The sequence below is a fragment of the Pseudomonas sp. ACM7 genome, assembly GCF_004136015.1.
Lineage (GTDB): Bacteria > Pseudomonadota > Gammaproteobacteria > Pseudomonadales > Pseudomonadaceae > Aquipseudomonas > Aquipseudomonas frigoris.
On the sequence record NZ_CP024866.1, the window covers coordinates 4209486 to 4232990 of the forward strand.

General features: G+C 60.2%; 19 protein-coding genes and 1 pseudogene. 12 read left to right on the forward strand and 8 right to left on the reverse strand.

Translation table 11 applies throughout. From position 1 onward, the window contains the following. Positions 1–229: 229 nt before the first annotated feature. The 11 genes from pcaR to pcaC all read left to right on the forward strand — a co-directional run bounded on the left by pcaR (position 230) and on the right by pcaC (position 11123). Positions 230–1072 carry a pca regulon transcriptional regulator PcaR gene (pcaR, locus tag CUN63_RS19955; protein ID WP_008147316.1) on the forward strand — a complete coding sequence of 281 codons (843 nt, stop codon included), beginning with the start codon at positions 230–232 and terminating at the stop codon, positions 1070–1072. Positions 1073–1213: 141 nt separating this feature from the next. Continuing rightward, entirely contained in the window at positions 1214–2560 is a 1347-nt protein-coding gene (locus tag CUN63_RS19960; protein WP_111450928.1) for an MFS transporter, read from the forward strand. Positions 2561–2844: 284 nt separating this feature from the next. Beyond that, positions 2845–3702: a CoA transferase subunit A gene (locus CUN63_RS19965; RefSeq protein ID WP_007947285.1), complete on the forward strand. Its 858-nt coding sequence runs from the start codon at positions 2845–2847 to the stop codon at positions 3700–3702. Beyond that, positions 3702–4481 carry a CoA-transferase subunit beta gene (locus CUN63_RS19970; RefSeq protein ID WP_129441811.1) on the forward strand — a complete coding sequence of 260 codons (780 nt, stop codon included), beginning with the start codon at positions 3702–3704 and terminating at the stop codon, positions 4479–4481. The genes CUN63_RS19965 and CUN63_RS19970 overlap by 1 nt, the downstream gene beginning before the upstream one ends. Continuing rightward, a complete protein-coding gene (gene pcaF, locus CUN63_RS19975) occupies positions 4478–5683 on the forward strand; it encodes a 3-oxoadipyl-CoA thiolase (protein ID WP_178082711.1) in 1206 nt (401 codons plus the stop codon). The genes CUN63_RS19970 and pcaF overlap by 4 nt, the downstream gene beginning before the upstream one ends. A 37-nt stretch (positions 5684–5720) precedes the next feature. Beyond that, the gene (gene pcaH / locus CUN63_RS19980; protein ID WP_129441815.1) at positions 5721–6425 is read left to right on the forward strand and encodes a protocatechuate 3,4-dioxygenase subunit beta; all 705 of its coding nucleotides are present in this window, start codon (positions 5721–5723) and stop codon (positions 6423–6425) included. 1 nt (position 6426) lies between these two features. Continuing rightward, entirely contained in the window at positions 6427–6993 is a 567-nt protein-coding gene (gene pcaG, locus CUN63_RS19985; RefSeq protein ID WP_129441817.1) for a protocatechuate 3,4-dioxygenase subunit alpha, read from the forward strand. Between the two features lie 194 nt (positions 6994–7187). Further along, on the forward strand, positions 7188–8492 hold the full coding sequence (locus tag CUN63_RS19995; protein ID WP_129441818.1) for an MFS family transporter: 1305 nt from the start codon (positions 7188–7190) through the stop codon (positions 8490–8492). A 45-nt stretch (positions 8493–8537) separates the two neighbouring features. Beyond that, on the forward strand, positions 8538–9902 hold the full coding sequence (locus tag CUN63_RS20000) for a 3-carboxy-cis,cis-muconate cycloisomerase (protein ID WP_129441820.1): 1365 nt from the start codon (positions 8538–8540) through the stop codon (positions 9900–9902). Positions 9903–9913: 11 nt separating this feature from the next. Then, positions 9914–10720: a 3-oxoadipate enol-lactonase gene (gene pcaD / locus CUN63_RS20005; protein WP_129441822.1), complete on the forward strand. Its 807-nt coding sequence runs from the start codon at positions 9914–9916 to the stop codon at positions 10718–10720. Between the two features lie 10 nt (positions 10721–10730). Then, positions 10731–11123, forward strand: a complete 393-nt coding sequence (pcaC, locus tag CUN63_RS20010) for a 4-carboxymuconolactone decarboxylase (RefSeq protein WP_033060940.1) — start codon at positions 10731–10733, stop codon at positions 11121–11123. Between the two features lie 159 nt (positions 11124–11282). Here pcaC and CUN63_RS20015 read toward each other — a convergent pair. The 7 genes and pseudogenes from CUN63_RS20015 to emhA form a co-directional block, all read right to left on the reverse strand. After that, positions 11283–12101, reverse strand: a pseudogene (locus CUN63_RS20015) (methyltransferase domain-containing protein). Between the two features lie 20 nt (positions 12102–12121). Next, on the reverse strand, positions 12122–12505 hold the full coding sequence (locus CUN63_RS20020; RefSeq protein WP_129441824.1) for a DUF1641 domain-containing protein: 384 nt from the start codon (positions 12503–12505) through the stop codon (positions 12122–12124). Between the two features lie 21 nt (positions 12506–12526). Beyond that, positions 12527–13717: an FAD/NAD(P)-binding oxidoreductase gene (locus CUN63_RS20025; RefSeq protein ID WP_129441826.1), complete on the reverse strand. Its 1191-nt coding sequence runs from the start codon at positions 13715–13717 to the stop codon at positions 12527–12529. A 197-nt stretch (positions 13718–13914) separates the two neighbouring features. Then, entirely contained in the window at positions 13915–15174 is a 1260-nt protein-coding gene (locus CUN63_RS20030) for an OprD family porin (protein WP_129441828.1), read from the reverse strand. Between the two features lie 439 nt (positions 15175–15613). Next, on the reverse strand, positions 15614–17074 hold the full coding sequence (emhC, locus tag CUN63_RS20035) for an efflux RND transporter outer membrane subunit EmhC (protein ID WP_129441830.1): 1461 nt from the start codon (positions 17072–17074) through the stop codon (positions 15614–15616). Continuing rightward, complete coding sequence (gene emhB, locus CUN63_RS20040; RefSeq protein ID WP_129441831.1) at positions 17074–20235, reverse strand: efflux RND transporter permease subunit EmhB; 3162 nt, start codon at positions 20233–20235, stop codon at positions 17074–17076. The genes emhC and emhB overlap by 1 nt, the downstream gene beginning before the upstream one ends. A 3-nt stretch (positions 20236–20238) precedes the next feature. After that, a complete protein-coding gene (gene emhA / locus CUN63_RS20045; RefSeq protein WP_129441833.1) occupies positions 20239–21396 on the reverse strand; it encodes an efflux RND transporter periplasmic adaptor subunit EmhA in 1158 nt (385 codons plus the stop codon). 265 nt (positions 21397–21661) lie between these two features. On the opposite strand from emhA, the gene emhR reads away from it, so the two are divergent. Continuing rightward, positions 21662–22294 carry an efflux system transcriptional repressor EmhR gene (emhR, locus tag CUN63_RS20050; protein ID WP_129441835.1) on the forward strand — a complete coding sequence of 211 codons (633 nt, stop codon included), beginning with the start codon at positions 21662–21664 and terminating at the stop codon, positions 22292–22294. Between the two features lie 150 nt (positions 22295–22444). Here emhR and CUN63_RS20055 read toward each other — a convergent pair whose 3' ends face one another. Continuing rightward, positions 22445–23494 (reverse strand): alkene reductase, encoded by a 1050-nt coding sequence (locus tag CUN63_RS20055; RefSeq protein ID WP_129441837.1) that lies wholly within the window; start codon positions 23492–23494, stop codon positions 22445–22447. Positions 23495–23505: the final 11 nt, after the last annotated feature.

A 23505-nucleotide genomic window follows, 5' to 3' on the forward strand; every position in this document is an offset into this window, starting at 1 on the left:
CGCCATTAAGTCGAACAAGTTAGGACAATTACATCGGTCCTTCTAATCTGCGTCAGAGTCAGTATAAAAATAGGTGCACCCCCGTTCAATAGTCGGCTGCCCCTGGTGGGAGTCCATTGCGATTACCGGTCGATGGTTCGATAATCGCACAGTCTTGGCTGCTCGGGCTTGTGTGAGGGACCGGCTGCCGCTTGTAATAGCCGCTGATCCGCGTGGAAAAGGACCTTATATGAACGATCAAATGCGCAATTCCTTCGCTTCAGTGGCGCCGCCGATCGTTGCCTCGCCCGCCAAGCGGATCCAGGCACTGACCGGCGACCCGGATTTCATGACCTCCCTGGCCCGTGGCCTGGCCGTGGTGCAAGCCTTTCAGGAGCGCAAGCGTCACCTCACCATCGCCCAAATCAGTCATCGCACGGAAATTCCCCGCGCCGCTGTGCGACGTTGCCTGCACACGCTGATCAAACTCGGCTACGCCACCACCGACGGCCGTACGTATTCGCTGCTGCCTAAAGTACTGACGCTTGGCCATGCCTATGTGTCCTCGACGCCGCTGGCGGTTTCCGCTCAGCCCTACCTGGACCGCATGAGCGAGCAACTTCATGAAGCCTGCAACATGGCCACTCTGGAAGGCGATGACATCTTGTACATCGCTCGTTCGGCCACCACCCAGCGACTGATTTCCGTCGACCTGTCGGTGGGTGGACGTCTGCCGGCCTATTGCACCTCGATGGGGCGGATTCTTCTCGCGGCGCTGGACGATACGTCACTGCGCGAGTACCTCGACCATGCAGAGCTGCAAGCCAAGACCAGCCGAACCTTGCACACCCCCGAGGCGTTGCTCGAATGCCTGCAAGAGGTGCGGCAGCAAGGCTGGTGCATCGTCGATCAGGAACTGGAGCAGGGTCTGCGCTCGATTGCCGTTCCGGTGTACGACGCTTCCGGCCAAGTGGTCGCGGCGCTAAACGTCAGTACCCACGCCGGCCGAGTCAGCCGCAACGAGTTGGAACAACGTTTCCTGCCTGGCCTTCTGAGCGCGAGCCGCGACCTTAGCGCGCAACTCTTTGCGTAAGCCATTTGCCTAAGCTGTTCGATAAACGCACAGACTCGCGTTTATCGAATTGACGCTCTTTCCCCAAGATCACTAATGTCGCGGCAGCGCCAGCCTTGGCTGGCTCCCGTCCGACTGCGTTCTTTGCGTGGAATAAAAATAATGAACCAGCCCCAGTCTGCTGTAGGAAATTGCCTCGACGTGCAGTCCTTCATCAATGCTCAACCCATTTCGCGCTACCAATGGCGAGTGGTGATCCTGTGTTTCCTGATTGTTTTCCTCGATGGCCTCGACACGGCGGCCATGGGTTTCATCGCGCCCGCCCTGTCACAGGACTGGGGCATCGACCGCGCCAGTCTCGGTCCGGTGATGAGCGCGGCGTTGATCGGTATGGTCTTTGGCGCACTGGGTTCTGGCCCATTGGCTGACCGCTTCGGGCGAAAAATCGTACTGGTGGGCGCGGTGCTGTTGTTCGGCGCGTTCAGCCTAGCTTCGGCTTACAGCACCAATGTCGATCAGTTGCTGGTGCTGCGTTTCCTCACTGGCCTGGGCCTTGGCGCCGGCATGCCGAACGCCACGACGCTTCTGTCCGAATACACCCCGGAGCGCAAGAAATCCCTGCTGGTGACCAGCATGTTCTGCGGTTTCAACCTCGGCATGGCGGGCGGCGGTTTCATTTCCGCCAAACTGATTCCGGCCTTTGGTTGGCACAGTCTGCTGATGATCGGCGGGATTTTGCCGCTGATCCTCGCCGTCGTATTGCTGTTCTGGCTGCCGGAATCGGCGCGCTACCTCGTCGTCCGCAATCGCGGCACTGACAAAGTGCGCAAGACCCTGGCGCCCATCGATCCAACCGTAGTAGCTCAGGCTTCCAGCTTTAGCGTGCCGGAACAGAAAACCGTGAAGGCCCGCAACGTGTTCGCGGTGATCTTCTCCGGTACCTACAGCACCGGCACCTTGTTGCTGTGGCTGACCTACTTCATGGGGCTGGTGATCGTCTATCTGCTGACCAGTTGGCTGCCGACGCTGATGCGTGACAGTGGCGCGAGCATGGAGCAGGCGGCATTCATCGGCGCGTTGTTCCAGTTTGGTGGGGTATTGAGCGCGGTGGGCGTGGGCTGGGCGATGGACCGATTCAATCCGCACAAGGTTATCGGCATTTTCTATCTATTCGCCGGGGTATTTGCCTACGCGGTAGGGCAGAGCCTGGGCAACATCACGCTATTGGCGACGTTGGTGCTGGTGGCCGGGATGTGCGTCAACGGCGCGCAATCGGCAATGCCTTCACTGGCGGCGCGGTTTTATCCGACGCAGGGGCGGGCGACTGGGGTGTCGTGGATGCTCGGGATTGGCCGCTTTGGCGCGATTCTCGGTGCGTGGATGGGCGCAACGCTACTGGGGCTGGGCTGGAACTTCGAGCAGGTGCTGACAGCGCTGGTGATTCCAGCGGCATTGGCGACCACGGCGGTGGTGATCAAGGGCATGGTCAGTCATGCGGATGCGACCTGAGGGTCTGATCCGAATCTCATGTGGTTTTGATGACCTCTTCGCGAGCAAGCCTGCTCCCACAGTTGATCGCATTCCCCTGTGGGAGCGGGCTTGCTCCGGGCGGCGTTCCGACGAAGCATTTGATCTTATCGATAGCCAGACAACAATCTGTTCGATAAACGAACACTCAGTCGATTATCGGATTGTTTGGCGTTTTTCAGGGGCTTACTCTTCAGTCATTCCGGCGCTGCGCATCGCGCCTTTTTCTTCCACTGTCGGTTCATAACAAAACGGGAGCCTGCCCCATGGCTGAAATCCTTTCGCTGCACGACGCGGTGAAGCAATTCGTTAACGACGGCGATACGGTCGCGCTCGAAGGCTTCACTCACCTGATCCCTACGGCGGCGGGTCACGAAATCATTCGCCAGGGCAAGAAAGACCTGACCCTGGTGCGGATGACGCCTGACCTGATCTACGACCAGTTGATCGGCGCCGGTTGTGCTCGCAAGCTGATTTTCTCCTGGGGCGGAAACCCGGGCGTCGGTTCGCTGCATCGCCTGCGTGACGCCGTCGAGAAGCAGTGGCCGCACGCGCTGGAAATCGAAGAGCACAGCCACGCCGACCTGGCCAATGCCTACGTCGCTGGCGCTTCCGGCCTACCGTTCGCGGTGCTGCGTGCCTACGCCGGCTCCGACCTGCCGAAGGTCAACCCGCTGATCAAAACCGTCACCTGCCCATTCACCGGCGAAGTATTGGCGGCCGTGCCTTCGGTGCGCCCGGACATTACCGTGATTCACGCACAGAAAGCCGACCGCAAAGGCAACGTGTTGCTGTGGGGCATTCTCGGCGTGCAGAAAGAAGCCGCACTGGCCGCCAAGCGCTGCATCGTCACCGTCGAGGAAATCGTCGACGACCTCAATGCACCGATGAACTCCTGCGTTCTGCCGACCTGGGCCTTGAGCGCGGTCTGCCACGTTCCCGGCGGTGCGCATCCGTCCTACGCTCACGGCTACAACGAACGTGATAACCGTTTCTACCAGGCTTGGGACCCGATTGCCCGCGACCGTGAAACCTTCACCGCGTGGATCAACGAGTACATCCACGGCTGCGCTGACTTCAGCGAGTTCCAGGCCAAACTGGCCGCTGCTTCGGAGGCCAAGTAATGACTTACACCACCAATGAAATGATGACCGTCGCCGCTGCCCGCCGTCTGAAAAACGGTTCGGTGTGCTTCGTTGGCATCGGCCTGCCGTCGAAAGCCGCCAACCTGGCGCGTCTGACTTCTTCGCCGGATGTAGTCCTTATCTATGAATCGGGTCCGATCGGTGCCAAGCCGAGCGTACTGCCGCTGTCGATCGGTGACGGTGAGCTGGCGGAAACCGCCGACACCGTCGTCCCGACCGGTGAGATTTTTCGCTATTGGTTGCAGGGCGGGCGCATCGACGTCGGTTTCCTCGGCGCCGCGCAAGTCGACCGCTTCGGCAATATCAACACCACCGTGGTGGGCGACTACCATCAGCCGAAAGTCCGCCTGCCGGGTGCCGGCGGTGCGCCGGAGATTGCTGGCTCGGCCAAAAGCGTGCTGATCATCCTCAAGCAGTCGGCGCGTTCCTTTGTCGACAAACTCGACTTCATTACCTCGGTCGGCCATGGCGAGGGCGGTGATTCGCGCAAGCGTCTCGGCCTGCCGGGCGCGGGTCCGGTCGGCATCATTACCGACCTGTGCATCATGGAGCCGGAAGCTGAAACCCATGAATTCGTGGTCACCGCGCTGCACCCAGGCGTGACCCGCGAGCAAGTCATCGCGGCTACCGGTTGGGCGATTCGTTTTGCCGAGACAGTTGAAAACACCGCCGAGCCGACCGAGGTCGAACTGAAGGCGCTCAGGGATCTGGAAGCCCGCACTGCCGCGGCCCACGGCCAAGCACCCGGAGAAGCCTGATGCGTGACGTTTATATCTGTGATGCGATTCGCACCCCCATCGGCCGTTTCGGCGGTGGCCTGTCGGCGGTTCGCGCCGACGACCTGGCCGCCGTGCCGATCAAGGCACTGATGGAACGCAACCCGTCGGTGGACTGGAACGCGGTGGACGAGGTGTTCCTCGGTTGCGCCAACCAGGCCGGCGAAGACAACCGCAACGTGGCGCGCATGGCGCTGTTGCTGGCGGGCCTGCCGGAAACCATTCCGGGCGTGACCCTCAATCGCCTCTGCGCCTCGGGTATGGATGCCATCGGCACCGCTTTCCGGGCGATCGCCAGTGGCGAGATGGAGCTGGCAATTGCCGGCGGCGTCGAGTCGATGTCCCGCGCACCGTTCGTGATGGGCAAAGCTGATGCGGCGTTCTCGCGCAACATGAAGCTGGAAGACACCACCATCGGCTGGCGCTTCATCAACCCGTTGATGAAAGCCCAATACGGCGTGGATGCGATGCCGCAGACCGGCGATAACGTGGCTGACGATTACGAAGTTTCCCGCGAGGATCAGGACGCTTTCGCACTGCGCAGCCAGCAACGGACAGCCGCCGCGCAAGCTGCAGGATTTTTCGCCGAAGAAATCGTTGAAGTGCGCATTGCCCACAAGAAGGGGGAAAGTGTCGTCAACCAGGATGAGCATCCGCGCGGCGACACCTCGCTGGAAGTCCTGGCCAAACTCAAACCGGTCAATGGCCCGGACAAGACCGTCACCGCCGGCAACTCCTCGGGTGTGAACGACGGTGCCGCGGCGTTGATTCTCGCCTCAGCCGAAGCCGTGAAAAAGCACGGCCTGACCGCTCGCGCCAAAGTGCTGGGCATGTCCAGTGCCGGTGTCGCACCGCGTGTAATGGGCATCGGCCCGGTCCCGGCGGTACGCAAATTGACCGAGCGCCTCGGCCTGGCCGTCAGCGATTTCGATGTGATCGAAGTCAACGAAGCCTTCGCCAGCCAGGGATTGGCAGTGCTGCGAGAACTGGGGCTGGCGGACGATGCTGCCCAGGTCAACCCGAACGGTGGCGCCATTGCCTTGGGCCATCCGTTGGGCATGAGCGGCGCCCGTCTGGTACTGACCGCGCTGCATCAGCTGGAAAAGACCGGTGGCAAGAAAGGTCTGGCGACCATGTGCGTCGGCGTGGGTCAGGGTCTGGCCTTGGCGATCGAACGGGTCTGACGCGCAGCGTTGATGAATAAGAACTGAGGAATGCTTCATGACTGACAAGCCTGGTTACCGCCGCCCACAAGAGGGCACCCAGCCGGACTACCTGCACCCGGCCTATCAATCCACCAACCGTCGCTCGCCGTCCAAACCATTGGTGTTTTTGCCCCATTCGCTGTCGGAAATTACCGGTCCGACCATCGGTGCCGAGCGCATTCAAGCGCAGGACAACGACCTCACCGCCCAGCACAAGGGTGAGCCACTGGGTGAGCGCATCATCATTCACGGCCGCGTGCTGGATGAAGATGGTTTGCCGGTGCCGGGCATTCTGGTGGAGATCTGGCAGGCCAATGCCGCCGGTCGCTACAACCATGACCGCGACCTGCACGATGCGCCGCTGGACCCGAATTTCACCGGCACTGGCCGCACCGTGACCGACGCCGATGGCGGGTACCAGTTCCAGACCATCAAGCCCGGCGCCTACCCATGGGGCAACCACCACAACGCGTGGCGCCCGGCGCACATCCATTTCTCACTGTTCGGGCCGAGCATTCTGACGCGCCTGGTCACGCAGATGTATTTCCCGGGCGACCCGCTGTTGGCCTATGACCCGATCTACAACTGCGTACCGGATACCAGCGCCAAAGAGCGTTTGATCGCTAGTTTCGACCTGGAAAAAACCATCCCTTCCTATGCCCTCGGTTATCGCTGGGACATCGTCTTGCGCGGCCGCGAAGCCACGCCGATGGAGAAATAAGATGACGCTGAACGCGACCACATCCCACACCGTCGGGCCGTATTACCACATCGGTTTGACCTGGCTGAACCGCGAAGACCTGACGGTCGAACAAACCCTGGGCGAGCGCGTGGCGATCACCGGGCAAGTCATCGACGGCAACGGCGACGTCGTCAACGACGCGATGCTGGAAGTCTGGCAAGCCAACGCCGCCGGCAAGTATGACCACCCCGAAGACGATCAGGACAAACCCCTGGACCCGAACTTCGAAGGGTTTGGCCGGGTGCCGGTGGATGCCGAAGGGCGCTTTCGTTTCACCACGATCAAGCCAGGTACGGTAGAAGGCTTGAAAGGCACGAACCAGGCGCCGCATCTGGTGGTGCTGGTGTTTGCTCGCGGGTTGGTGAAGCACTTGCTGACACGGATTTACTTTGATGGCGAACCGACCAACGTGGGGGATCCGTTGTTGGAGTGTGTGCCGGCTGAACGTCGCAGTACTTTGCTGGCGAAGAAGGATGCGTCGGGTGTTTACCAGTGGAATGTGATCCTGCAAGGCACCGATGCCGAGACAGTGTTCTTCGACTATTGAGTAAACACCACAACCCCTGTGGGAGCGGGCTTGCTCGCGAAGGCGTCGTGTCAGTCGATATCAATGTTGCCTGACACACCGCTTTCGCGAGCAAGCCCGCTCCCACAGGGGGATCTGTGTTGCTAATGCTTCTGTGGAGCGGGACTGTTGCGAGGTGTGTCTAGACTCTCACTGTCCCCATTGAGTGAAAAACAATGACAACTAACACTGCTACTACAGCGCACTACACCGGCGAAGAGCGCAGTAAACGGATCTTTGCGATTGTCGGCGCCTCGTCCGGCAACCTCGTCGAATGGTTCGACTTCTACGTCTACGCCTTCTGCGCGATCTATTTCGCCCCTGCCTTTTTCCCGTCCGATAACCCGACTGTGCAGCTTGTGAATACGGCTGGCGTATTCGCCGCCGGCTTCCTGATGCGGCCCATCGGCGGCTGGATCTTCGGCCGGCTGGCGGACAAGCACGGACGCAAGAATTCGATGATGATTTCGATTCTGATGATGTGCTTCGGTTCGTTGCTCATCGCCTGCCTGCCGACGTACAACAGCATCGGCGTCTGGGCGCCGATCATGCTGCTTTTCGCCCGCCTGATTCAGGGGTTGTCGGTGGGCGGTGAGTACGGCACCACCGCGACCTACATGAGCGAAGTCGCCCTCAAGGGCCAGCGCGGTTTCTTCGCCTCGTTCCAGTACGTGACGCTGATTGGCGGGCAATTGCTGGCGGTGTCGCTGGTGGTGATCCTGCAACAGTTCCTCACTGAAGATGATTTGCGTGCCTATGGTTGGCGGATCCCGTTTGTGGTGGGTGCGTTGGCGGCGTTGATTTCGCTGTTCCTGCGTCGTTCGCTCAAGGAAACCACCAGCAAGGAAATGCGCGAAAACAAGGACGCCGGCAGCATCCGTGCGCTGTTTCGCGACCACAAGGCTGCGTTCATTACCGTGCTCGGTTACACCGCCGGTGGCTCGCTGATTTTCTACACCTTCACCACGTACATGCAGAAGTACCTGGTGAACACCGCCGGCATGCAAGCCAAGACCGCCAGCTACATCATGACCGGCGCACTGTTCCTTTATATGTGCATGCAACCGTTGTTCGGCATGCTCGCGGACAAGATCGGCCGACGTAACTCGATGCTCTGGTTCGGCGCCCTCGGTACGCTGTTCACCGTGCCGATTCTGTTGAGTCTGAAAAGTGTCAGCAGTCCGTTCCTGGCCTTCGTGCTGATTACCGTGGCGCTGGCGATCGTCAGTTTTTACACCTCCATCAGTGGCCTGGTAAAAGCCGAAATGTTCCCACCGGAAGTGCGCGCCTTGGGCGTCGGCCTGGCGTATGCGGTGGCGAATGCAATCTTCGGCGGTTCGGCGGAATACGTGGCCCTGAGCCTCAAAGCCGGGGGCATGGAAAACTCTTTCTACTGGTACGTGACGGTGATGATGGCGGTGGCGTTCCTGTTCAGCCTGCGCTTGCCGAAACAGGCGAAGTATTTGGAAAACGACCATTGATCTTTACCCGTGGGCCTGACCGGCCCACGCCTTCAGGGACTGTTTATGAACGAGCGACCGGGCAATCAATTGTTCGATGCCTATTTCACTGCCCGCGACATGCGTGAGGTGTTCTGCGATCAGGGCCGGGTTCAAGCGATGCTTGATTTCGAAGCGGCACTGGCCCGGGCCGAAGCGCGAGTCGGGCTGATTCCGCAAACGGCTGTCGCGCCGATTGAAGCGGCCTGTCAGGCCGGGCATTACGACTTCACCGCCCTCGGCGAGGCGATTGCCACGGCGGGCAATTCGGCGATTCCGTTGGTCAAGGCGCTGGGTAAACAGATCGCGGCCAACCATGCCGAAGCCGAGCGCTATGTGCATTTGGGCGCGACCAGCCAGGACGTGATGGACACCGGCCTGGTGTTGCAACTGCGTGGCGCGCTGGAGCTGATCGAAAGCGATCTGGCGCAACTGGGCGAAACGCTGGCGACCCAGGCGTTGCGCTATGTCGCCACACCACTGGCCGGACGCACCTGGTTGCAGCACGCGACGCCCGTCACCCTCGGTATGAAAATCGCCGGTTGGCTGGGCGCTGTCACTCGAAGCCGTCAGCGTCTGCGGGAACTCAAGCCGCGACTGCTGGTGCTGCAATTCGGCGGCGCCTCTGGAACCCTCGCGGCCCTCGGCGAGCAGGCGATGCCGATTGCCCAGGCGCTGGCTGAAGAATTGAAACTGACACTGCCGGATCAACCTTGGCACACCCAGCGAGACCGCTTGGTGGAGTTCGGCTCGGTACTGGGATTGATCGCCGGCAGCCTCGGCAAACTCGGCCGCGACATCAGCCTGTTGATGCAGACCGAAGCCGCTGAAGTGTTCGAACCCTCGGCACCGGGCAAGGGCGGTTCTTCGACCATGCCGCACAAACGCAACCCGGTGGGCGCGGCGGTACTGATCGGCGCAGCGACGCGCGTTCCGGGTTTGCTCTCGACGCTGTTCAGCGCCATGCCTCAAGAACACGAGCGCAGCCTGGGCCTGTGGCATGCCGAGTGGGAAACCCTGCCGGAGATTTGCTGCCTGGTGTCCGGCAGCCTGAAGCAGGCGCGGCTGGTGGCGGAAGGACTGGAAGTGGACGCCGAGCGCATGGCCCGCAACCTCGACCTGACTCAAGGGCTGGTGCTCGCCGAAGCGGTGAGCATCGTCCTCGCTCAACGGGTGGGGCGCGACACTGCGCACCATTTGCTGGAGCAATGCTGCAAGCGCGCAGTGGCTGAACAACGTCATCTGCGAGCGGTACTCGGCGACGAGCCGCAAGTGACCGCCGAACTCTCGCCTGCTGAACTCGATCATCTGCTGGACCCCGCCCATTACCTCGGTCAGGCCCATACCTGGGTCGAGCGAGCGGTGGCTGAACATTCTGCGTTGACTGCCTGAAGGAGATTGCTGTGGCTTTCGTACAACTCGCCGAGGGCGAACTGCACTACCAAATTCAAGGGCCGCAACTCGATGGCCCGGCTGATGCGCCGGTACTGGTGCTGTCCAACTCGCTGGGCACCGACCTGCACATGTGGGACGCGCAGATTGCGGCGTTCACCGAGCATTTTCGCGTGTTGCGTTTCGACACCCGTGGCCATGGCAAATCGCTGGTCACACCGGGGCCGTACAGCATCGAGCAACTGGGCCGCGACGTGCTGTCGCTATTGGATGCCTTGCACATCGAGCGCGCGCATTTCTGCGGTCTGTCCATGGGCGGGCTGATCGGCCAGTGGCTGGGGATCAACGCTGGTGATCGCCTGAACAAACTGGTGGTGTGCAACACCGCGGCGAAAATCGGTGATCCGTCGGTATGGAACCCGCGCATTGAAACCGTGCTGCGTGACGGTCCGGCCGCCATGGTCGCGCTGCGCGATGCGTCGATTGCGCGCTGGTTCACCGCGGATTTTGCTGAAGCCAATCCTGCTGCCGCGAAGAAGATTACTGACATGCTCGCCACCACCTCGCCTGAAGGTTATGCCGCGAATTGTGCCGCCGTGCGCGATGCCGATTTCCGCGATCAGTTGTCCTCGATCAAGGTGCCGCTGCTGGTCATCGCCGGCACCGAAGACGCGGTCACGCCGCCGTCCGGCGGGCACTTCATTCAGGAACACGTGCAGGGCGCCGAGTACGCCGAGTTCTACGCCGCGCACTTGTCCAACGTCCAGGCCGGTGCTGCGTTCAGTGACCGGGTAGTGACGTTTTTGTCAGCTCATTAAGGGGATTGTTGTGGACGAGAAACAACGTTACGACGAAGGCCTGAAAGTCCGCCGTGCCGTACTCGGCGACGCCCATGTCGACCGCAGCCTGAACGCGCTGACCGAGTTCAACTCGGAGTTTCAGGAGATGATCACCCGTCACGCCTGGGGCGACATCTGGACCCGTCCGGGCCTGCCGCGTCATACCCGCAGCCTGATCACCATGGCCATGCTGATCGGCATGAACCGCAATGAAGAACTCAAACTGCACCTGCGTGCCGCCGCCAACAACGGCGTGACCCGCGGCGAGATCAAGGAAGTGATCATGCAGAGTGCGATCTACTGCGGCATTCCGGCAGCGAATGCGACGTTCCACCTGGCGGAGTCGGTGTGGGATGAGTTGGGGGTTGAATCGCGGGAGTGATCCTGGCGATTTGCGGTATCTGAGCTGACGCCATCGCGAGCAAGCTCGCTCCCACAGTTTTCCGGTGTGAATTCAAATGATGTGTTCACCCAAAATCCCCTGTGGGAGCGAGCTTGCTCGCGATGGCGGTGGCCGGCTTGATACATCATTAGCGGTCAATCAAACCGTGGCCACAATGAAGATCCGCTTGAACGGAAACAACGTGTGCCCGTCGCTCTCCGGCGGGTAATGCGCATGCACGCGCATCAGGTAGTGGTAAATGAACCGCGCCTGTTCATCATCCTTCAGCCCCTGCATCACCGGCCGCAACGCCGAGACTTTGACCCAGTCATAGATCGGCGACTTGCCGTCGACAACCTGTAGCTGTTCGGTCTCCCAGATATCCAGTGTCCGGGTGATCGGCGAGAGCAACCGGTAGTAATTTTCCAAAGACAACAGCGGCCGTGCAGCCATGGCCTCGCGCAATTGCGGGGTGCCAAGTGGTTTGCCACCGGGGCCTGCCTCTTCAAGGGTGTCGAGCATCAGTTGATACCACAGCGCATCCCGCCAGTCGGGCATGTGCGCGGCCAGGCATCCACCCGAATTGAGCTGGCCGAGCAGTCGCGGCAATAACTGTTCGTGACCACTGACGAAGTGCAGTACCGCGGCGGCGAACAGCAGGTCCGCCGGTTGTTCGGGTTGCCAGTCGAGTAGATCGCACTGTTTCCACAACGCCTTGATCGGCAGGTAACGGGCTTCGTCCAGCATTTGCTGCGAACTGTCGATGCCCTGCAACTGCGCTCGAGGCCAACGCTTGGCCAATAGTTGCGTGGCTATGCCGGTGCCGCATCCCAGGTCATAGATGCGTTTGGGCTGTTTGAGTTCGACACGGTCGAGCAATTCATTGACCGGTCGTCGCCTGAGGCGGGAAAACTACTGGTACGCCTTGGCGTCCCAGTCGGTGCAGGCTTTCCCTGCCGATTCAAGTTTGACGCTCATGAGGTGATCCTCTCTGGCGGTTACAGCTGCCTTCCGATGACGTTCAGTGTTTTCAGGACAACGGCCACGCCTTTGCGCGTGTCCGGCTCGTTTAGCAGTTTGATCAAGGCATAGGCCCCCGGCGGCTCGGGGGCGGCTGCGACCTCGGCCTTGGCCAGGCGCACGGCGTTACTGACGGTCCAGGTGGCCGCCGTAGCGTTTTCGAACAGCCGCGCCAGCTTTTCCACCATCGCTGCGTCCAGCAGGTCGGTCATGTCCGAGACCAGCGATAGCACATCGACAATGTTGTCCAGCCGACCGCCGTCGATCAGCGGTTGAATTTTCGCCATCAAGGCGACGAGTCCCGGCGTCGCTGGCATGCCGGCAGCGCTGGTCGCCAGCGTTTCATCTGATAGGTTCGTCATTGTTTACGCCTCCTGAGCGGATCAAAGCATTCCACGGGCAACCGCCCAGTACAGGCCACGATTGAAGCCATTTCTCAACAGGCCGCCGAGCTTGGTCGGCGGTGTCGGCAGGACGTCATGGGCGTAGTCGTACCACAGCGGCATACCGGCGTTGAGACCCATCTGCGCCACGGCCTGAACCCGTCCGTCGTAGACGCTGTTGGGCGCACCGAGGCGAATCTCGGCAGCAATGTTGTTGGCGATGACCGGCGCCTGGTTATGGCAAGCACCACCGGCCTTGCTCACCGGCAGATCGACGGTGTCGCCAATCACGTAGACGTGTTCCAGGCCGTAGACCTGCAGGGTCTCGTGGTGGGTCGGCAACCAACCTTCGTTGTTGGGCGCTTGAGACGCTCCGGACTCCAGCACGGCATCGACGGCGCGGATCGGCGGTGTCGCCATCAGGATGTCGAAGGGTTGCTCTTCGCCTTCTTCTGAATAGGCGATTTTTCGTTCGGGATCGACACGGCTGAGGGTGAAACCGCGTTGGAAGCGGATGTTCTTCTGCTCGAAAATGCCGGGCAGAATGTCCCCGGTGGGGCGTTGCAGAAACAGGCAGTTACGCAGCAACTGAGCCGTGGTCGGGTAGGTGTAGACGATTTCCACCTGGTCCCGCACGCCCCGACGACGCAGGAAGTCGTCGAGCATCAACGTCGTTTCTACCGGTGCAATGCCGCATTGGTGCGGCACGTTGGGTGTCTGCGGGAAAGACACAGTGATGAAGATCCGGCCTTTTTTGATCGTGTTCAGCCGTTCTGCCAACTGCCGGGCGGGCTGATATTGGTAGAAGTGGTCGCCGGCTTCTTTCAAGCCATCGATGCGTTCCGGCGCAGGCACGCAACCAGTGGCGATGACCAGAAAGTCATAGCCATAGCGCTTGCCGCTGCGGGTTTTCAGGCCTTGCCCGGGGAAATCGAAACCCGTGACCTCTTCGACGTAAAAGCTGATTTCCGGGCGCAACAGTGAACGTTCCGGACGCTTGAGTTCTTCTTCAAAGAACTGATTGAACGCCACGTACATGAACGCAGGTTTATAGAAGTGATCGGGGGAGTTGGACAGCAGTGCAATCGAGACTTCGCCGCGCAGGATTTCTGGATACAGCTTGCTGGCCAGTTGATTGGCCAACATGGTTCCACCTACGCCGCCACCGACGATAACTATTCGCTTGCTCATACCTGACCTCCGTGGTCATGGCCGCTTCGCGTACAGCATCCGGAGATAACGGAAGAAAAAAAGGGGCTCCTACATCAGGATGGAGAATTAAACACGCTTCTTGCCTGTATCTGCGAACACACAAAGCGCTAGTTTGCGCCGACAGGTGGTTACAGGCACGCGACCGCCTCAATCCAACGGTCGCTGCCAGAACGCGGCTATAGCAGGCTGATCGGATAGCTGGCGATTAACCGGTTCTCGTCAAACTCGTTGTTGCTGAAGTCGCGGCGAATGGTCGAGTTGCGCCATTTGACGTTGAGGTTTTTGAGCGCGCCGCTTTGCACGGTGTAACCCAATTCGCTTTCGCGGCCCCATTCCTTGCCGTCGGTAATGGTGCCGGTGTGCACATTGTCGCCGCTGATGTAGCGGTTCATCAGGGTCAGGCCGGGAATGCCGAGGGCGACGAAGTTGTAGTCATGACGTACCTGCCAGGATTTTTCCTGAGCGTTGTCATAACTGGCGTTGTAACTGTCGTTGGCCAGGGTGCCGCCGCTGGTGCCGTTGACCCGCATCCAGGCGTTGTCGCCGGTGAGTTTTTGCAGGCCGACGTAGAAGGTGTTGCCGCCGTATTTGGCCGAGAACAGGCCCGACCAGGTCTTGTTGTCCAGCTCGCCGGCCCGGGCGCTGCCGTCATCCTTGCCATAGAAGAAACCGAGGTTGGCGCCCAGGGTCCAGTCGCCGATGGGTTGGCTGTGGATCAGATTCACGTACTGCTGGCTGTAAATGTCCTTGAGTTCGGCGTTCCACACACCGATCTGGGTGCGCTTCTCGTTGAAGACGTATTCGCCGCCCTGAAAGTTGAAACGGTCGGAGGTAAACGCCGGTTTGCCGGTCATCGACATGTCGCTCATGCTGCTGTCGTCGCGCGGGCTGTTGGCGCGGAACTGGCCGCCGTAGAGCGTCAGGCCGTCGATTTCCTTCGAGGTGATCTGGCCGCCACGGAAGGTTTGCGGCAGGGAACGACCATCGTCCGAACGCAGGATCGGCAGCACCGGCATCCATTCGCCCACCTTCACTTCGGTCTGCGACAGCTTGGCCTTGAACGCCACGTTGGTGCGCCCGAAGTTATCCGCCGGGCGACCGTCGTGATCCAGCGGCAGCAACTGCGTACCGCCGGTGCCTTTACCGCCGTCGAGTTTCACCGAGTACAGCCCCAGCACGTCCATGCCGAACCCGACGGTGCCCTGAGTGAACCCGGACTTGGCGTCGAGAATGAAACTTTGTGTCCACTCTTCTGCCTTGCCCTGAGCTTTGGTCGGGTTGGTGAAGTTGCGGTTGATGTAGAAGTTGCGCAAGTTCAGGTTGACCTTGGCACCTTCGACAAAGCCTGACTCCTCGGCCAAGGCAGGCAGAGCCGTACTGGCCAGTGCAACGGCGATGAGGCTGGGGAACAAGTATTGCGTGCTGGAAGGTGTCATGTGTTCGGGGCTCTCTAGTATTTAGGCGTGAAACGGGGCGCTGCCGCAACGTGGGGTTGCAGACAAAAATTTGAAATCAGGGCAAAAACGAACGGGATCAGCCGGACAGGGCAGGGCGTGGGGGCATGGTGTCGAACCTGTTGTTATTGGTCTTGTGCGACGAATGGTGCGGGGGATGGGCGGGGCGATTCAATTGGGGAAAGCGGGTTTTGGGCGATTATCGAACGTAAGATTGGCTCGGAATTTGTGTTGTCTGTTCCGGCCTCATCGCGAGCAAGCTCGCTCCCACAGTTGATCTCTGCTGGTCATCAATATTGTGTTCACCCTAGATCCCCTGTGGGAGCGAGCTTGCTCGCGATGAGGCCAGTCCTGGCGCCACAATTTTCCTGTAGACAACAAAAAGCCCACCAATCGGTGGGCTTCTTGTTTTACAGCGCTATCAGAACAACTTCAGCTTCGGCGCTTCTTCTTTCAGCGGTTCGTTCTGCGCCGTCTGCTCGTTCCAGCCACCGCCCAGTGCCTTGTACAGATTGACGGCACTGACCAGTTGCGCCAGACGGTCGGTGATCAGTACCTGTTGGGCACTGAACAGCTGGCGCTGGGCATCGAGGAAGGTCAGGTTGCTGTCGACACCAATGCGGTAACGACGCTCGGCCAGACGGTAGTAGTCCTGGTTCGCGGTGACGAAATCACGCTGGGCCTGTAACTGATCGGTATAGGTCTGGCGGGCAGCCAGGCCATCGGCGACTTCCTGGAAGGCCGTTTGAATGGACTTCTCGTAGTTCGCCACGCCGATGTCTTTCTGGATTTTTGAATAATCCAGGCTGGCGCGCAGGCTGCCGGCGTTGAAGATCGGCAGGTTGATCTGCGGCTGGAACAACCATGTGCCCGAACCGCCCTTGAACAGACCGGACAGGTCCGGGCTCAGGGTCCCGGCGTTGGCCGTCAGGCTGATGCTCGGGAAGAACGCAGCCCGCGCCGCGCCGATGTTGGCGTTGGCGGCTTTCAGGTTGTATTCGGCCTGGAGGATGTCCGGACGACGTTGCAGCAAGTCCGATGGCAGGCCGGCCGGCACTTCGCTCAGCAGGTCGTCAGCCAATGGCTTGGCCGCTTGCAGGTTGGCCGGGACGCCGGTGCCGAGCAGCAGCACCAGGCTATTTTCATCCTGGGCAACCTGACGGGTGTACTTGGCCTGTTGCGCGCGGGCGTTTTCCACCGAGGTACGCGACTGGGCCAGGTCCAGCGCCGAGGCGACACCCACTTCGTTGCTGCGGGAGGTGAGCTTGTAGCTCTCCTCGAACGCACCCAGGGTGTCCTGGGTCAGTTTCAGCAGCTCCTTGTCAGCCTGCCAGGCCAGATAAGCATTGGCCACGCTGGCCACCAGGCTGATCTGGGTGCTGCGTCGTGCTTCTTCGGTGGCGAAGTACTTCTGCAGCGCTTCTTCGCTCAGGCTGCGAACCCGACCGAACAGGTCGAGTTCATAGGCGCTGATGCCGACCGTGGCCGAGTAGGAACTGGTGATGTCCGCTTCGCCGGTCTGCGAGGCCCGAGCCGGGACCCGCTGACGGCTGCCGGTACCGTTGGCCGACACGGCCGGGAACAGATCGGCACGCTGGATGCGGTATTGAGCCGCAAAGGCGTCGATGTTCAGCGCTGCGACACGCAGGTCACGGTTGTTTTCCAGGGCGACCTGGATCAGCTGTTGCAGTGCCGGGTCATGGAAAAACTGCTTCCAGCCCTGTTCGGCGGCAGCCTGGGCAGGCGCCTGGGCCGACGAATACGCCGGACCTTGCGGGTACTGACCCGCCACCGGAGCTTCAGGCTGCTGATAATCGGGAATCAGCGAGCAGCCGCCGAGCACGAAGGCGGCAACAGCCAGGGAGAGTAGCGACTTGCTCATTAGCTAGCCTCTTTAGAAGGTTCAATAGCGTCGTCCTGGTCAGCGGTTTTGCGCTGCCCCATGGCCGACACGGTGACGAAAAACAGCGGGACCCAGAAGATCGCCAGGATCGTGGCCGTGAGCATACCGCCAATCACCCCGGTACCGATCGCATGTTGGCTACCCGAACCTGCACCCGTGGAAATCGCCAGTGGTACCACACCGAGGACGAAAGCGAGCGAGGTCATGATGATCGGTCGCAAACGCATCCGGCAGGCTTCAATTGCCGCATCGCGCAGGCTACGCCCTTGTTCATGCAGTTCCTTGGCAAATTCGACAATCAAAATGGCGTTTTTCGCCGCCAAACCAATGGTCGTCAACAGGCCCACCTGGAAATACACGTCGTTGGACAGGCCGCGCAGGCTGGTCGCCATCAGCGCACCGATGATCCCCAGTGGTACCACCAACATCACCGCGATCGGGATCGACCAGCTTTCGTACAGCGCCGCCAAACACAGGAACACCATCAGCAGCGACAGGGCGTACAGCGCTGGCGCTTGCGAACCGGACAACCGTTCCTCGTACGACAGACCCGTCCAGGAAATACCGACACCGGCCGGCAGTTTCTTGGCCAGGGCTTCGACTTCGGCCATGGCTTCACCGGTGGAATAACCGGGTGCCGGAGCACCGAGGATTTCCATCGCTTCGACGCCGTTGTAACGCGACAGCTTCGGTGCACCGTAGATCCACTCACCCTTGGCGAACGCCGAGAACGGAACCATGGTGCCGGCGCTGTTGCGCACATACCATTTCTTCACGTCTTCAGGACTCATGCGCGCACCCGGCTGGCCTTGCACGTAAACCTTCTTCACCCGACCGCGGTCGATGAAGTCGTTGACGTAGCTACTGCCCAAGGCAATCGACAAGGTGTTGTTGATGTCGGTGAGGGTGATGCCCAGGGCACTGGCCTTCTCGTCATCGATTTCCAGTTGGTATTGCGGTTCGTCGTTTAGACCGTTGGGGCGCACTTGCGACAGAATCTTGCTTTGCGCCGCCATGCCGAGGAACTGGTTACGCGCTTCCATCAGCTTGTCGTGACCGATACCGGCGCGGTCTTGCAGGAACACGTCGAAACCGGTGGCGTTACCCAGTTCCAGTACCGCCGGCGGTGCGAAGGCAAACACCATGGCGTCACGGAAGGTGAAGAAGTGCTGTTGGGCACGGGCCGCGAGTTTGAACACGCTGTTTTCGGCGTTACGTTCGCCCCACGGTTTGAGCATGATGAACGCCATACCCGAGCTTTGGCCACGGCCGGCGAAGTTGAAGCCGGTCACGGTAAACACCGAGGCCACCGCATCGCCTTCACCGCCGTCCTTGCTCGGACGCAGCAGGAATTCACGCATTTCATCCACGACCACTTGCGTGCGCTGGGCACTGGAACCGGCCGGGGTTTGCACCTGAGCAAACAATACGCCCTGGTCTTCTTCCGGCAGGAACGCCGTTGGGATGCGGGTGAACAGCCAGATCATGCCGACCAGGATGATGAGGTAGGCCAGCAAGTACGGGGCCTTGTTCGCGAGCATGTTGCCCACGCCACGCTCGTAGCTTTTGACGCCACGGTCGAAATTGCGGTTGAACCAGCCGAAGAAGCCGCGTTTCGGCACGCCGTGCTCGCCTTTCGGAATCGCCTTGAGCATGGTTGCGCAGAGTGCCGGGGTGAAGATCAGTGCGACCAGTACCGACAGGGCCATGGCCGAGACGATGGTGATCGAGAACTGCTTGTAGATCACACCGGTGGAACCGCTGAAGAACGCCATCGGCAGCAGTACGGCCGACAGCACCAGGGCGATACCGACCAGTGCACCCTGGATCTGCCCCATGGATTTCTTGGTGGCCTCCTTGGGTGACAGGCCTTCTTCGCTCATGACCCGTTCGACGTTCTCCACCACGACGATGGCGTCGTCCACCAGCAAGCCGATGGCCAGCACCATGCCGAACATGGTCAGGGTGTTGATGCTGAAGCCGAACGCCGCGAGGATCCCGAAGGTACCCAGCAATACGACTGGCACGGTCATCGTGGTGATGACGGTGGCGCGGAAGTTTTGCAGGAACAGGAACATCACCAGGAACACCAGCACGATCGCTTCGACCAGGGTTTCAACCACACCCTTGATCGACTCGGTCACCACCGGCGTGGTGTCGTACGGGAACACCACTTCCATCCCTTGCGGGAAGAACGGTTTGAGGGTTTCGATGGTCTTGCGCAGGGCTTTTGCAGTGTCGAGGGCGTTGGCACCGTTGGCCAGTTTCACTGCCAGACCGGAGGCCGGGCTGCCGTTGAACTGGGCGCTGATCGAGTAGTTTTCACCGCCCAGACCGACATCCGCCACGTCGCCGACACGCACTTGCGAGCCGTCCTTGTTGACCTTGAGCAGGATCGCCTTGAACTGCTCGGCGGTCTGCAGGCGGGTCTTGCCGATGATCGTCGCGTTCAGCTGTTGACCGGCGACAGCAGGCAAACCACCGAGTTGACCGGACGACACCTGGACGTTCTGCGCGGCGATGGCGGTTTTCACGTCCACCGGGGTCAGGTTGAAGTTATTCAACTTGGCCGGGTCGAGCCAGATCCGCATTGCGTACTGCGCACCGAAGACCTGGAAGTCTCCGACACCGGCGGTCCGCGAGATCGGATCCTGCATGTTCGACACGATGTAGTTGGACAGGTCGTCCTTGGTCATGCTGCCGTCGCGCGACACCACGCCGATCACCATCAGGAAGTTTTTCACTGACTTGGTCACGCGGATACCCTGTTGCTGCACTTCTTGCGGCAGCAGCGGGGTGGCCAGGTTCAGCTTGTTCTGGACCTGAACCTGCGCGGTATCGGAGTTGGTGCCCTGCTCGAAGGTCGCGGTAATGGTCATGCTGCCGTCGGAGTTACTTTCCGAGGAGACATAACGCAGGTTATCGATACCGTTGAGCTGTTGCTCGATCACCTGCACCACAGTGTCCTGCACGGTTTGTGCGGACGCGCCCGGGTAGGTCACCTGGATCGCAATGGCCGGAGGCGCAATGCTCGGGTATTGGTTGATCGGGAGTTTGAGGATCGAGAGTGCCCCGACCAGCATGATGACCAGGGCAATTACCCAGGCGAAAATCGGACGGTCGATAAAAAATCTGGACATGGTTTACTCCCCTTTGCCGCTGGAAGCCTTGTTAGCTGCCTGTGCGGGGGCCGGGTTCTTTGCGCCAACGTTAGTCGCTTCACTGGCTTTTACTTCAATGCCAGGTTTGACGTATTGCAGCCCTTCGGTGATCAGTCGATCGCCGGCCTTCAGACCGTCTTCGATCAGCCACTGGCTACCGACAGTGCGGCTGGCCTTGAGCTGACGCAGTTCGACCTTGTTGTCAGCACCGACGACCAGCGCGGTCGGGGTGCCTTTAAGGTCGCGCGTCACGCCTTGTTGCGGGGCCAGAATGGCTGCGGCGTTTACACCGGCCTGAAGCTGGGCGTGTACGAACATGCCCGGCAGCAGGGTGTGGTCAGGGTTGGGGAACACTGCACGCAAGGTGACGGAACCGGTGGTCTGGTCAACCGAGACTTCCGAGAACTCGAGCTTGCCTTCCTGTTTGTACTGGCTTCCGTCTTCGAGGGTCAGCTTGACCGCGGCCGCGTTGTCGCCAGATTTTTGCAGACGACCGCTTTCCAGTTCGCGGCGCAGTTCCAGCAGCTCTACCGAAGACTGAGTGACGTCGACGTAGATGGGGTCCAATTGCTGAATCACTGCCATTGCGTCGACCTGGCCGCTGGTAACCAGCGCGCCTTCGGTCACGGTCGAGCGGCCGATGCGGCCGGAGAGTGGCGCGTAAACCTTGGTGTAGCGAACATTGATCTGGGCGCTTTGCAGGGCGGCTTCCGATTGCAACCGGTTGGCCAGGGCCGTGTCGTATTCCTGACGGCTCACAGCCTGTTCGCTGACCAACTGCTTGTAGCGATCCGAGATCGATTTGGTCTGTTGCAGGCTGGCTTCGGCACTTTTCAGAGTGGCTTCATAAACGGCCGGATCGATCTGATACAGCTGCTGGCCGGCCTTGACGTCGCCGCCTTCCTTGAACAGGCGCTTGAGAATGATGCCGTTGACCTGGGGGCGAACTTCGGCGATGCGGTACGCGCTGGTACGGCCCGGAAGCTCGGAGGTCAGGGTGAAGGCTTGAGGTTGCAGAGTAACGACGCCGACCTGAGGGGGTGGTGCGGCAGGTGCCGCCTCTTCCTTTTTGCATCCGCTGAGTAGCGATGCCAAGGCGAGGGCGGTGACCAGAGCGGTAACAGCTGGCTTGAATTGCATGAAAATCCTCGGGTCAGGCGCGCAAATTGCGCACTAGAAATGTGGAAAGGTAAAAAATGTGCGCTGAGTAGATAAGTAGCTTGCTAAGGAATATACTTACGTTCATGGTTGTTTGTAAATACCTTGACCGCGTATCCACACCGTTACAAAAGCCGTTCAAGGGTTCGAATTGTAGGCCGGGGACGACGCCCAAGAACGCTCGCCCCACTTTTATTCAGCGGATGTTCAGACATCGCTGAAGCATCCTGATTGAGGTTGTACTGCCATGGTCCGTCGTACCAAAGAGGAAGCTCAAGAAACCCGCAGCCAGATACTGGAAGCGGCAGAAAAAGCCTTTTACGAAAGGGGCGTGGCGCGCACGACACTGGCGGATATCGCTACCCTGGCCGGGGTCACGCGCGGCGCTATCTACTGGCATTTCAGCAACAAGGCGGACTTGGTGCAGGCCATGCTTGATACCCTGCAAGAGCCGCTGGATGAAATGGCCAAGGCCAGTGAAAGCGAAGATGAACTCGACCCCCTCGGCTGCATGCGCAAGCTGCTGATTCATTTGTTTCATCAAGTTGCCCTGGACCCGAAAACCCGACGCATCAATGAGATTCTGTTTCATAAGTGCGAATTCACCGATGAAATGTGCGACCTGCGCCAGCAGCGTCGAGAGGTCAGCCTTGATTGCAATGTGCGAATCGCCCTGGCGCTGAGTAATGCGGTCAATCGGGGGCAGTTACCGGAAAACCTCGATACGGCCCGCGCGGCCATCAGCCTGCATGCGTACATCGATGGCATCCTGTATCAGTGGCTGTTGGCGCCCGACAGCTTTGAACTGCACATCGACGCCGAGCGTTGGGCCGATGCGGGGTTGGATATGCTGCGCTTGAGCCCCAACCTGCGCAAATGAAAAAAAATACGTAATGGGGTGCTTTTATATACGTGCGCTCGCCAGGTTGATAGGTAGTGAACTACCTGATTTGTAGGGATTTTGTGAGTAACCGGCGCAAAAAAGCCCCGGCTCTTTCGAGTCGGGGCTTTTGCGTTTCAAGGGGGACGCTTACAACACCGGGTAGTCGATGTAGCCGACCGCGCCCTTGGAATAAAACAGCTCAGGACGTGGCTCGTTCAGCGGCGCATCGGCCTTCAAACGTGCCGGCAGGTCCGGGTTGGCAATGAACGGCACGCCGAAGGCGACTGCATCAGCCTTGCCGCTGGCCAGCCAGGCGTTGGCGCTGTCCTTGGTGAAGCGTTCGTTGACGATATACGAGCCGCCGAACGCTTCTTTCAATTGTGGACCCAGGCTGTCGCCATCTTCTTTCTCGCGGGAGCAGATGAAGGCGATGCCACGTTTGCCCAGTTCGCGAGCGACGTAAGTGAAGGTCTCTGACAGGTTGTCGTCGCCCATGTCATGGAGATCGGCACGGGGTGACAGGTGCACACCCACGCGGCCCGCGCCCCAGACTTCGATCGCGGCATCGGTCACTTCCAGCAACAGACGCGCACGATTTTCCACGGAACCGCCGTAGTTGTCGGTGCGTTGGTTGGTGCTGGTTTGCAGGAACTGGTCGAGCAGGTAACCGTTGGCGCCGTGGATTTCCACACCGTCGAAACCAGCCGCCTTGGCGTTCTCGGCACCGACGCGGTAGGCGTCGACGATGTCGGCGATTTCAGCGGTTTCCAGGGCGCGTGGGGTAGGGTAGTCGGCCAGTGGACGAACCAGGCTAACGTGACCTTTTTGCTGGATGGCGCTCGGTGCAACCGGCGTTTCCCCGTTGAGGTACGACTCGTGGGAAACCCGGCCAACGTGCCACAGTTGCAGTAAAATCTTGCCGCCTGCGCCGTGGATCGCTTTGGTGACGTTAGCCCAGCCACGCACCTGATCGTTGGACCAGATACCCGGGGTGTCCGGGTAACCGACGCCCATCGGCGTGACCGAAGTGGCCTCGCTGAGGATCAGGCCGGCCGAGGCGCGTTGTACGTAGTACTCGGCCATCAGCGCGTTTGGTACGCGGCCTTCGTCGGCACGGCAACGGGTCAGCGGCGCCATGATGATGCGGTTGGCCAACTCAAGGTCGCCCAGTTTGATCGGATCGAAAATAGTCGTCATGAAATAGCTCT